Origin of the sequence: Filimonas effusa (assembly GCF_004118675.1) — a bacterium.
In the GTDB taxonomy this organism is placed as follows: domain Bacteria; phylum Bacteroidota; class Bacteroidia; order Chitinophagales; family Chitinophagaceae; genus Filimonas; species Filimonas effusa.
In genome coordinates this window covers 1578020-1590247 of record NZ_SDHZ01000001.1, presented here as the reverse complement: position 1 = coordinate 1590247, position 12228 = coordinate 1578020, and the positions used below count along the sequence as shown (strand labels likewise).

Annotated in this window: 11 protein-coding genes; 2 read left to right on the top strand and 9 right to left on the bottom strand. The window is 45.9% G+C overall.

Translation table 11 applies throughout. The features are described from left to right. Positions 1-32: 32 nt before the first annotated feature. The 6 genes from ESB13_RS05840 to ESB13_RS05815 form a co-directional block, all read right to left on the bottom strand. On the bottom strand, positions 33-1199 hold the full coding sequence (locus tag ESB13_RS05840; protein WP_129002076.1) for an acetate/propionate family kinase: 1167 nt from the start codon (positions 1197-1199) through the stop codon (positions 33-35). Between the two features lie 324 nt (positions 1200-1523). Next, complete coding sequence (locus ESB13_RS05835) at positions 1524-2237, bottom strand: DUF1349 domain-containing protein (protein ID WP_129002075.1); 714 nt, start codon at positions 2235-2237, stop codon at positions 1524-1526. 66 nt (positions 2238-2303) lie between these two features. Continuing rightward, complete coding sequence (locus ESB13_RS05830; protein WP_164974107.1) at positions 2304-3152, bottom strand: lysylphosphatidylglycerol synthase transmembrane domain-containing protein; 849 nt, start codon at positions 3150-3152, stop codon at positions 2304-2306. Beyond that, positions 3100-4110 carry a glycosyltransferase family 2 protein gene (locus ESB13_RS05825; RefSeq protein ID WP_129002073.1) on the bottom strand — a complete coding sequence of 337 codons (1011 nt, stop codon included), beginning with the start codon at positions 4108-4110 and terminating at the stop codon, positions 3100-3102. Before ESB13_RS05825 ends, ESB13_RS05830 begins: the two co-directional genes overlap by 53 nt. A 10-nt stretch (positions 4111-4120) precedes the next feature. After that, entirely contained in the window at positions 4121-5740 is a 1620-nt protein-coding gene (locus ESB13_RS05820; RefSeq protein WP_129002072.1) for an ArnT family glycosyltransferase, read from the bottom strand. 6 nt (positions 5741-5746) lie between these two features. Further along, positions 5747-6718: a GDP-mannose 4,6-dehydratase gene (locus ESB13_RS05815; RefSeq protein WP_129002071.1), complete on the bottom strand. Its 972-nt coding sequence runs from the start codon at positions 6716-6718 to the stop codon at positions 5747-5749. Positions 6719-6864: 146 nt separating this feature from the next. Here ESB13_RS05815 and ESB13_RS05810 point away from each other — a divergent pair, with 146 nt between their 5' ends. Next, complete coding sequence (locus tag ESB13_RS05810) at positions 6865-7461, top strand: TetR/AcrR family transcriptional regulator (protein ID WP_129002070.1); 597 nt, start codon at positions 6865-6867, stop codon at positions 7459-7461. A gap of 32 nt (positions 7462-7493) precedes the next feature. Here the strand turns inward: ESB13_RS05810 and ESB13_RS05805 are convergent, their stop codons facing one another. The 3 genes from ESB13_RS05805 to ESB13_RS05795 all read right to left on the bottom strand — a co-directional run bounded on the left by ESB13_RS05805 (position 7494) and on the right by ESB13_RS05795 (position 10664). Then, positions 7494-8240 (bottom strand): NUDIX hydrolase, encoded by a 747-nt coding sequence (locus ESB13_RS05805; protein WP_129002069.1) that lies wholly within the window; start codon positions 8238-8240, stop codon positions 7494-7496. 203 nt (positions 8241-8443) lie between these two features. Beyond that, positions 8444-9634: a pyridoxal phosphate-dependent aminotransferase gene (locus ESB13_RS05800; protein WP_129002068.1), complete on the bottom strand. Its 1191-nt coding sequence runs from the start codon at positions 9632-9634 to the stop codon at positions 8444-8446. Between the two features lie 103 nt (positions 9635-9737). Then, on the bottom strand, positions 9738-10664 hold the full coding sequence (locus tag ESB13_RS05795; protein WP_129002067.1) for a fasciclin domain-containing protein: 927 nt from the start codon (positions 10662-10664) through the stop codon (positions 9738-9740). Between the two features lie 98 nt (positions 10665-10762). On the opposite strand from ESB13_RS05795, the gene ESB13_RS05790 reads away from it, so the two are divergent. Further along, positions 10763-12190 carry an L-serine ammonia-lyase gene (locus tag ESB13_RS05790; protein ID WP_129002066.1) on the top strand — a complete coding sequence of 476 codons (1428 nt, stop codon included), beginning with the start codon at positions 10763-10765 and terminating at the stop codon, positions 12188-12190. Positions 12191-12228 lie beyond the last annotated feature (38 nt).

Genomic DNA, 12228 nt, shown 5'->3' with positions numbered 1-12228 from the left:
AATGACATTCAGTATAACAGCCGTACTGCTTTCTAATGCCGGTGCAGCACTTCTGTGGCTTGTCTTATCATCACTGCCTCTTCATTGGCAGCGATCACTTTTACTGCAACTGTGTCGTTATCATGGCTAAGCAGCGGGTGATTCACCTGGTTCCTGTTAAGGTCTATGTGCACGCCTGCAAACCCTAAATGTGCGCAGATCTTTTGCCTGATGAAAGGCGCTTTTTCTCCGGCGCCACCAGTGAAAACCAGGATATCTAACCCGTTCATGACGGCTATCATAGCACCTATGTGTTTGGCTGCCTGGTAGCAGAAAATGTCAATGGCCTGCCGCGCAGCAGGATCTGAGGAGGCCTTTTCCAATAGCTCCTGTATATTGCTGCTGCCACCTGATAACCCTTTTAATCCCGACTGGTGGTGAATGATATCGTCCGTGGCTGGTATATCCAGCTTTTCTTCCCTCAGCAGGTATAATACTACGCCGGGGTCAAGATCACCCGTACGAGAACCCATAACCAGGCCACCATTGGGAGTAAGCCCCATAGTAGTGTCCACGCTTTGTCCGTCTTTAACAGCGGTAATGCTGGCGCCGTTGCCCAGGTGGGCGATGATGATCTTTTTTTGCATGAATGCAGGGTTTTCCTGTACCAGCGCCGAAACAATATAAGCGCATGATAATCCATGGAAACCATATTTCCTGATTCCTTTATTCCTGAATGACGCAGGAAGGGAATAACTGGAAGCCTCGGGAGGCAGCGACTGGTGAAAAAAGGTATCAAAACAGGCGATCTGTTCCAGTTGGGGATTCAATTCCCATAATTGCTCCACCGCTGCCAGGGCAGGAGGTAAATGATCCGGCGCCCAACTGGAGAATCGCCGTATTTCGTTGAGCAGTTCAGGCGACAGAACCAGGGGAGCCGAATAGTGCGGTCCACCATGCACCAGCCGGTGCACCGCTGCCGTAAATGAAACCTGGTGATCTGATAACCAGGTCAATATCACAGTAACAGCTTCCTTGTGCGTACTGCACGGATGCGAAGTATTGGTATCTTCACCATTATAACTTACTTCTAACTGGCAATCTTCCCGGCCTATATCCTTCACCTGGCCCCGCAACAGCAGTTCAGGTTTGTCCGCCTCCGCTATCGAAAATTTGACACTCGATGATCCGGTATTGACAGTAAGTAAGCTATTAGTCATCGCCCCGCGTTATTCGTATGATAAATAGAATGATTCCTAATGCAGCAGAAAAATACCATACCGGGTTTAAAAAGGTAACGCTTTGAAGGGCTACATAAGCTACAAATGAAATAAAGAACAAAACAACTATAGAGAGATATAAAGAATTTGAACGTGACATCTTTTTTTTAACTATTCCTTCTCAAAACCCATGCTATAGCTTGTTTTTTTATGATTTTCTATATAACTGGGTTCAGGAACGGCATATGATGCCATCCTAAAGCGATTATTCCCTCAGGCACGTACTGCTTGTCATAACATGATGGCACTAACAGGTAGTAGCTGTCATCTTGTCCCTATGTCCCGCATATTAGCCGGCGCTTTTGCGCTATAAGTAACTTCTGAAAAGGTACCGCTAAAACTATCTGTTTTGGCGCGTCTTGAGCCATGTACAGCAAATCCTATAGTCATTTGGTCATTGAGTCCCTCGAGTCTGAAATGCCTTACCAGCTCCCAGCTTTTGTAATCGGGAGAGCAGAAAAAGGAGAATTCGGCCCCCTTGCGGGCTATGGCAAAATAGATGTGATCCTTATCGGGCTTAATGGAATTGCAGTCGTCGGAATATCTATTGGCCGTAACCACGGAAACTATTGTTGTTTGTTTGAGGGCTGAGTTTTCGAAGCATAACTTGGCCCATTTGTCTTTATCCTGGTAAATAACAAGTGCTGCAACATCATATATTTCGGTGAGTCTGGCCGATACCCTGGCTGTTAATAAGAACGCGTTATCGGGTTTAAAACATAACCTGGGTGCATTTTGTACGTAATAACCGCTGTCGGGCGCATTGAACAGGTTGGTTCGGCCCGGCGCAGTAATAGTTACAGCAGTATCGCCCGCCACCGCTATCTTGGTGGGGTTGTTGACCACCAGCAGCGAATAGGGTACGCCACGAAGCGTAACTGGTTTTACAGGAATACTATCCTGTTCGGAAGAAACAACAGGATGAAACAGCAGGGCCGTAATACAGCCGCAAGCTGCAAGGGTTGATTTTAATTTCATCTGGCGGTTTTACTGCTAAAATTAAGCGAACCCCGTACGCCGGATCCAATTATGGGGGGAATGGGATCAGGCGGCTGGAGCGGCTTTTTTAAGGCTGAACTTGCCCGACAGGAAATGCCAGCATCCTGCAAGTGACACAACAGCAGTAATAAGATAGAACAATAAGCTTACTGTAACAGACACATCCTGTGCAAGAAAGAGCCAGCGGCTTCCATATAGGAACACAAGTTCACGCGCACCAATGCCTCCTAAGGTAAAGGGCAGTACTGCCACCAGCGACGATAGCAGGAATATAAGCATGTATTCAGGTAAGGAGGCGTGTACGTCAAAGGTCTGTAACAGGCACCACACACATATGCATTGCAGCAGTTGCACACCCAGCGAATAGCCGCTGGTAGTAAGCAAAACGGGATAAAAGCTTTTGAATTGTTTTTTTATCAGCCATATATAAGCCAGGCAGCCGGCTACTGCGGCAGGCAAACTCGCAAACCGCATCCAGTTGGGGAGTGGCGCTATAAATGGCGCCAGAAGTAACATGATCATAACTGCCGCCATCATCCCGCTGATCCTGTCGAGCAAAACAGCCCTGGTGGTTTCCGCTACGGGTATATTGGAACGGCTTTTCCTGAGCCACAATACCTTATAGGCGTCGCCGCCAATGCCTCCCGGCAAAAACAGGTTATAAAACATTCCCAGCCAGTAAAGCTGACGGTTAAGTACTGCAGGTATGTTTACCTGTATGCTGTTGAAGAACAACTGCAACCGTACGGCCGATAACAGCTTCGACAGTATAAACAGGAGTATGGCAGCCAGAAGCCAGAGTATATGCGCCCTTGCAAGGTTATCGCAGGCCAACTGGCCGTCAATCTTCGTAAAGACCCACCGGATCAACAGAAAGCTTACGATTATCTTCATCGTAAGCATCAGCGGCTTTTTTATCTTTTCCATCAAAAGTGGCGCGTATGCGATAAGGTTTTTTGTTTTGCGACTCGAAATAAGTACGCATATTCATCTCAGCCAGGATCCCTATGGTGAAGAACTGGATACCCGACAACAAAAGTATGACACCCAGTATCATCAGCGGTTTCCCCCAGATAGGCTCACCGGCAAGCTTTAATACCAGCAGGTAAAGGTTGACCAGGATGCCCCCACCAAAAGAAAGTGTCCCCAGCGCCCCAAAAAGATGCATAGGCTTTTGCAGGTATTTCTGGAAGAATACCATTAGCAACAGATCGCTGGTTACCTTAAACGTGCGGTTTAACCCGTATTTCGACTGGCCATGTATACGGGCATGGTGCTGCACATTTACCTGTGTGATACGTGCCCCCTGCATCGATGCCAGCACAGGAATAAAACGGTGTAATTCGCCGTATAACCCCAGCCCATGTGCATATTCCTGTTTAAAGACTTTTAACGTACAGCCATAGTCTTCAATGTATACGCCAGTCATTTTGCGGATCAGCCGATTGGCGATGCGGCTGGGCAGTTTACGTATCAACGCATTATCCTGGCGGTGTTTCCTGTTGCCGGCTACTACGTCCCAATCGCCTTCTTTCAACACCCTTAACATCATGGTAATATCTTCCGGATCGTTTTGCAGGTCACCATCAAGCAATGCTATATAATTACCTTCCGCATAGTCAATGCCTGCAGCCATGGCAGTGCTCTGACCATAGTTTCGGCTTAACTGAATGAGCCGTATGTTTTTATTAGCGAGTTCCCGGATGATCTTGGGAGTGCCGTCTTTGGATCCATCGTCGACAAAAATAATTTCATGATCAACAGACCTAAGTGCCTGGGCTAGCCTTTGCATTATAGGACCAACATTATCCTTCTCGTTCATGACGGGTATTACTACCGATAACTCTTTCATGGTCTGTGTTTTATTGTTTTTTTACAGCCGGCGCCAGTACTACTGTTACCGGAAGTTCAAAAATGTCTTTGTCTTCACTTACAATGGCAAGTGATTGCTGTCCCATCACCGTCAACTCGTCTTTTCTTGTTATTACATATGTCTGCGGATGATTGTCCAGCCAGGTTTTGAGTTCCACCGAATCCTGCAGCACGGGAATGGGGCCTGGCAGGTAGAAGTTAAAACCAGGATTGTAAGAACGGAATGCAACATATTCCTTCCTATCGCCTGTTATATGCAGTGCTTTTTGTACAGGGTTGCTTCTGTAGATCCGTGGATAGGCCACCAGGTTAAAAAGCAGGATCGTGATCATGAAAGAACCGGCTATCGCAACGCGGCTGCTCCATGTATATTGTTTTTTCCATAACCATCTGCCTGCAATAGCGCCCATAGGAAGCAGCAGGAATAAAAACGCTAATGGAGTATGTGTGCGTATCGCAGGTTCTATTACAATGGCAATATAAACGCCTATGGGTAATAAGAACATCAGTACCAGGTATACGATCCACTGGATATTTTCATTGTGTCTTTTAGGTTCAAGTTGCAGCCAGTACCGGGCAAGCAACAGGGTAAAGAAAGGATAGGCCGGAATTGTGTAGTTAGGCAGTTTCGTTCTTGAAATCGTAAAAAACAAAGTAATAAAACCGCCGGCTATAAGCATAAACATGTCATGTTTACGCAGTAGTTTCTTCTTTAGCATATTTACAAGGGCAGGCAGTAACCATACTGCAAACGGAAGCAACCCCACTATTACAAAAACAACTGTAAGGAGGAAAAAGCCGCCATGTCCTTCCATGATCGTCGAAAAGCGATGGATATTATGCTCGAGAAAAAAGCCACGTGTCCATAATCCGTTTGTTTGCAGATGAACCAGGATATACCAGGGCGCCGCAATAACTGCAACGATCAGCAAACCTGCCAGAGGCCGGAGTTGCCTGATCTTTTGCCAGGCGAGCTGTTGGCTGAGCAGCAGGTGAAAAAATACGATACCGCCGGGCAGCAAAATGGCGGCAGGTCCCTTACTTAACACGCCAAACCCAACCCACAGATAGGCGAGAAGCAGATGCTTGCGGTGACCCAGGTTTTCGAAAAGGTAATATTCGTAGATAGCCGCTGTTACAAAGAAAATAAAATAAGGATCGGGCACTGCAAAATGCATTTCGAGCGACAAATGAAGTGCTGCCAGCAACAGGATGCATGTCCAGAAAGCAGTACGCCGGTCGTATATCATACGTGTAAAACGGTGTGTGTAGCTAATGAGCAGTATACCCGCAACTGCCGAAAAAAAGCGCGCAGCAAAAGCAGTGGTACCAAAAAGCTGGTAAGCAATGATCATCATCCAGTAATGAAATACGGGCTTATCAGTACGTAGTTCTCCATTAAAGAACGGGACGATATAATTGTGATTCTGCAACATTTCCCGCGCGCACTGTGCATTTTTTGCTTCATCTAGAATGTAAATGGGGGCGCTGTCAAGGCCGCTGCCAAAAAGAAGTCCTGCCAGTAATAATAATAATAAATAACTGCCTGTGGTTTGTTCCAAACTGTGCTCCCAGTGATCCAGGCGCCTGTATAACTCTTTCCTTGCCATAAAAATCTAAGCCATTGTAACAGCAGACTGGTGCATATGCTCCTGCAGATACCAGTGATAAAATTGAGTAAGCCCATCTTCCAGCGACAAGGAAGGCACATAACCTAATACGTCCACAGCTTTGTCTATAGATGCATACGTATGGGGTACATCTGCGGGATGCCTCTCCTGGCGTTGTATGATTGCTTTTTTACCAATAATGTTTTCGAGCTTCACAACCAGTTCCGATAATGCTATTGCCTGGTGATTACCAAGGTTAAAGATTTCAAAACTGGTCTTGTCGTAATGTAATGCCCTGATGATTCCGGATGCAATATCATCAACATGCGTGTAATCGCGCGTGGTATCGCCATCGCCATATAAAACTACCGGATCGCCCTTTTCTATGGCTTCCGTGAATTTATGAATAGCCAGATCAGGACGCTGCCCTTCACCATACACGGAAAAGAAGCGAAGCGACATAAACCGCAATGGATAAAGGTGGCTGTAGGTATAACCCATGGCTTCCGCTGCCAGTTTTGAACTGGCATATGGGCTTACAGGCATGGGTTGTGAATCTTCTTTCCAGGGGATAGAAGGATTAATACCGTATACACTGCTCGACGAAGCAAATACAAACTGGGGTATTTTATGGTATACGGCATATTCCAGCATCCGCATGGTACCACCAATATTTACCTCCTCGTATGTTAAGCTTTCTTTGATACTTTGCCTGACGCCCGCCTTGCCTGCCAGATGTATAATAGCATCGTAATCGCCGTTTAATTCAGGTTGTTCCGGCCTTATATCCCGGATATCATATTGCAGAAACCGGAAGCCGGGAAAACGGCTGAGTTTTTGTAGCCTGTCAAGCTTGATAGTAGTATCGTAGAAATTGTCCATTGAGTCTATTATCGTCACAATTTCCCCTGCTTCCAATAGCCATTCAGCCACTCTGCTTCCAATGAATCCTGCTCCGCCTGTCAATAAAATTCGCATGGAACTATTTTTAATGTGAAATACTATTCAAACGATCGTTTAATGCGAAATTAAGAAGATTTTCATTTATTCAAACGATCGTTTAACTTATTTATATCATCCATCTATCAAAATTCTTGCTACATTGGTGGCACCAACTGTAGATAATGTCTGTGAACGTAACTAAGGAAAAGATCCTGCGGGTGGCTGAGGAATGTTTTGCTCTTTATGGTTTTGATGCTACGAGTACACGCCAGCTGGCGCAGAAGAGTGGTGTTAATATGTCGATGCTGCAATATTATTTTGGCTGTAAAGAAAAACTTTTAGAGACCCTGCTGATCAATCAGAGTGAATTAATACGAGAAGAACTTTCCCCTTTATTGGCCATGGAAGGTTCGGCCTGGCAACGGCTTGAGAAAATGCGCCACGTTATTGTTGAGCATGCCTGGCAGCATCGCAGGCTTTTCAAAATTGTGATGCAGGAACTGCTGCTGCATCAGCGCGAAGTGATCGCCAATATTTCGCATCAGTCATTTTCGGAAACCTTTAGTATCATGAGGGAGGTGATTGCCGACGGTATTGCCAGAAAGGAGTTCCGTGAAGGGGTTGATGCTGACCTGGTGATCAGTATGGTAAAAGGAACGCTTTTCTTTGTGCTTAACCTGCAAATGCCTTTAGTGCCGCAGGAACAGGAGATGGAAGCAACCAAAGAACGGGCACACGCCTTTTTTAAGTCGGTGCTTGAGCGTTATCTGTTGCCTTGATGCGTGACCTGTCTGCACATGTATCATCGATGCTACCAGCCGGTATTAAGCCCGCCCTCCAGTGCTTTATTGTATTTCTCCGTATCAAAGCTGTAGAGGATAGGGGAACGGTGTGCACCGCCTTTTCTCGATTTGTCGTGTTTGATGAGAATATCGTAAGCCAGCATTTTACGCTGGAAATTTCCCCTGTTGAGTGTATAACCTAAAATGATCTCATACAGTTTCTGTAGCTCGGGCATGGTAAACTCTTCGGGTAGGAGATTGTAACCAATTGGTTTATAATTGAGCTGCTTACGCAGGGTTTCCAATGCGGTTTTGTAAATGAGCTCATGATCCATCATCATCTCCGGCAGACCGGTGATGTCTTTCCATTCACAGGCATCGGATATATCATCTACCTGGGGAACAATGTCTTTGTAGTTTACCAGCGCATAATATCCTATGGATATAAAGCGTTGCCTGTACCACAGGTCCGGAGGCATATGCGTGAGAGAGGGTTCGGACCGGTTGACCGTTCCAAAAACTTTAAACTGTTCCAGGAAGATTCTTGAAACACCTGTTCTGGCTTCCAGTATACGATGTGCGGCCGCATCCACATCTTCATTCTTTTGCACATACCCGCCTGGCAAGCCCCATGATTCCAGCCCTTTCAGTTTCAGCAGTAACACTTTTAAGGAGGTGTCATGGAAACCAAAGACAACACAGTCTATGGATATATGAGGCAGATAGATCTCATATGCCTCATTACTCCTCTCTTTAAATAGTTGTAAATCATTCATGTACAACAAATTTAACCGGAAAATTTTAAGGAAACCAAAAAACTTGCTATCATTGCTTCTTTGTGAATCAATGGTTTTGCAATAGTGTAGCATCCCCCCGATAGCAATTCGTTTTATTATTCATGCGAAAACGAGTCAAAAAAAATCCCCGCATTTGCGGGGATTTTGTATTTATAAAAATCTTAAAAGATGGATTACCTGTGCTACTTGAGTTTGGCAAGCGCAGTTTTAATTCTTTCCCATGCTCTTTCGATATTCGTGAGGTTGTTGGCAAACGAGAAACGAACACAGTTAGGTTCTCCGAAAGCATCACCCATTACAGAAGATACATGCGCCGTATTCAGCAGATACATGCTGAAATCTGCTGAATTGTTAATGGTAATGGTGCCATCTGTTTTGCCGTAGTAGTAAGAGATATCGGGGAAGATATAAAATGCACCTTCAGGTTCGTAGCATTTAAATCCCGGGATATCTTTCACCAGTTCAAGCACACGTGCCCTGCGGCGTGTAAATTCAGCCGTCATTTCTTTGGAAGGCGTGAGGTCGGTTGTTAAAGCAACTACTGCTGCTTTTTGCGTGATAGAACAGGTGCCGCTTGTCATTTGGCCCTGGATCTTTTCCATCGCCTTTGCTATCTCGGTAGTGGAAGCGGTAAAACCAAGGCGCCAGCCGGTCATGGCAAAACCTTTACTAAGGCCGTTGATGATAACAGTGCGGTCTTTTAAAGCAGGGAATTGTGCAATGCTTTCATGTTGGCCTACGAAGTTGATATATTCATAGATCTCGTCAGAGATGATATAAATGCCGGGATATTTCTCAAATACTGCTGCCAGTGCCGTCAGTTCTTCTTTACTGTAAACAGCGCCTGATGGGTTACAGGGCGAAGAGAAGAGGAACAGTTTTGTTTTAGGTGTGATGGCAGCCTCCAGTTGTGCAGGAGTGATCTTGAAACCGCTTTCAAGCGTGGTATGTGCTTCTACCACTTTACCGCGTGCTATCTTCACCAGTTCGGAATAAGTTACCCAGTAGGGAGTAGGAATGATAACCTCGTCGCCTTCATCAACCAAAGCCAGGATGGCGTTGGCAAGACTTTGTTTGGCACCGGTGGAAGCTACTATATGCTCGGGTTTGTAGTCCAGGTTATTGTCGCGTTTGAGTTTGGTGCAGGCGGCTTCTCTAAGATCAGGAAAGCCGGGAACGGGAGTGTAGTGGCTCCAGTTGTCGCTGATGGCTTTTACTGCTGCTTCCTTAATGTGAGCGGGAGTATCAAAATCAGGTTCACCAAGGCTTAAGTCGATAACGTCAACGCCCTGGGCTCTCAGTTCACGGCCCAGTTTGGCCATTTTTAAAGTTTCCGGTTCGTTGAATCGCTGCAATAACGAAGATAGGGACATAACTATTTTTTCAATTTGGCACCAAAAGTACGCAATAAGGAATTGTTTTCTTTTGAATTTCATCAAAGAAAACAGGCGCTTTTTGAAAAGTTTTCAATGATTATCAGGGCTTGAGCAACTGGTCTATATAATGTATGACGCCATTGATGGCTATAGAGTCTTTTTTTACAAACGGAATAAGTATGGATTGCCCTTTGGGATAGGCTTTCAGGAAGGTTGCTTCCGTACCAACGCTGGTATAAATAGCGCTGTCGCGCATATTAAGGTATCGGGTGCCGTTTATAAAGTCTGTTGTTAGTAAATGCTGCTTTTCAATGATGTGGTACTTGATCAGTTTATCCAGTGAGTCTACCCCTAAGGCCGCTACCGCAGCTTCATCGGCCAGCCCGGCGTCTTTGAAGGCCTGGTTTACCGGAACCAATGCCGTATTGAAGCTGGTCAATGAACTGAAGATGATCAAAGAAGTATCCGTTTTAACAGCCTTCGCAAAAAAGCTGAGATTATTATCGGTATCTATGATCTGTTGCAGTGTTTGAGCAGGTGGTGTCAGTAGCTTGTTTAGCCGGTAGATAACACCGTTGGCGGCTGCTTCGTAGGTAGTAGACAGGGCAATACCATTGATAAAGATGCCTTTTGCGGTATTGCTGGTAAAAATATAGTTGTTCAGTGTTTGAAGCTGGCCGTTGGCGGGAATCTTGTTGGGTGCAAGTGCTCTGCCTGCCAGGTGATAGCCGATAATGTAAGTGAGGTCGGTTAAGTTGGCAGCATCTATCGCTGCATAGGTGGGATAGCCTGCGGCAACGAAAGCCTCATTATTGGGCGCAAATAGGGTTAGGTTGGGCGAAGAGCTTACAAACTGAAGGTAACCAGTCCGTTTTAGCGCATGATACAGGAGGGAATCTTTATTCGGATCACTGGCAATGATCTGCGCTACCGATGCGCCTGGTGGTACATTCAGGTCGTTTTTACATCCTGTAATACTAACTCCTGCGCAAAGCAGGAGAAGGACAATCACTTTAACGGGCCTCATAAGCGCGAATTTACAGGAATGACTTCTTATAAAATAGCCAATTCAACAAAAGATAATTACGTTTGCTACTTTAAAATCATTTTGCTTTAAAACTGTTTATGCCGCACGAATCGATCTCAGTATTCGACATGTTCAAAATAGGTGTAGGTCCTTCAAGTTCCCATACCCTCGGCCCCTGGCGTGCTGCCCAGCGTTTTGTTGATTCATTGCAACAGCAATTCCCGGGCATGATACCAGTTTCCGTAAAGATCCTGTTGTATGGCTCTTTAGCCAAAACAGGAAAAGGGCATGGTACCGATGTGGCCGTGTTAATGGGACTAAGCGGGCAGGACCCGGTTACCATAGACGTTAATGAGATCGCTCCCCGCGTGTCGGATATCCATACACAAAGAAAGCTGCATTGGGCCGGTACGGACTGGATCGATTTTGAACCGGCAACGGATCTGCAGTTCCTGTTCAGTGAAACATTACCTTTCCATCCCAATGGTCTTAGTTTCCTTGCATTGATGCCCGATGGCGAAGCTATCAGTGAAACCTATTATTCTGTAGGAGGCGGCTTTGTTGTGAAAGAACAGGAAAATGCTGCCGCCGCCAATTCAGTAGACCTTCCTTTTCCTATTAATACTTCCGGCGACCTCCTGCACTGGTGTATGAAAACCGGTATGGCTATTCATGAAGTAGTTATGGAAAATGAAAGCAGCTGGCGTCCGGAAGCAGAAACCCGCGAGGGCGTATTAAAGATCTGGTATACCATGCGTGATTGCACTTTCCGTGGTTGTCATAATAAAGGAGAACTGCCCGGGGGGCTTCATGTAAGACGCCGCGCTTTCGACCTTAATAAAAAGCTGGTGGGCGCCAATACCTATACCGACTATGATAGCTGGCTGCAGGTTATCAGGCAAAAGAACAATAGTTTTCAATATATCCTCGACTGGGTAAGTTGTTTTGCGCTTGCGGTAAATGAAGAAAATGCTTCTTTCGGCAGGGTAGTGACTGCCCCTACAAATGGGGCTGCCGGCGTTATTCCGGCTGTTCTGCAATATTTTATCGCATTCTGCGATGGTTATACCGAAGAAAAGATCATCCGCTTTCTTTTAACAGCTTCTGAAATAGGCAGCATCTTTAAGAAAGGGGCTACTATTTCGGCAGCTATGGGTGGATGCCAGGCAGAAATAGGGGTGTCTTCCGCTATGGCCGCTGCCGCTCTTACCGAAAGCCTGGGCGGCACTCAAAAACAGGCCCTTATGGCCGCAGAAATAGCCATGGAGCACCATCTTGGTCTTACCTGCGATCCTATTGGCGGCCTGGTGCAGGTGCCTTGTATCGAACGTAATACCATGGGGGCAATAAAAGCCATCACTGCTTCACAGCTGGCATTACAAAGCGCGCCCGACTATGCCAAGGTTTCTCTGGATAAAGTGATCAGAACCATGTGGGATACGGCCCTGGATATGAACAGCAAGTATAAAGAAACTGCCGACGGTGGCCTGGCAATACATATTCCATTGAGTTTACCCGAATGTTAATAAGCCGGTACTATGCACACCGACTTTTAGATTTGCGT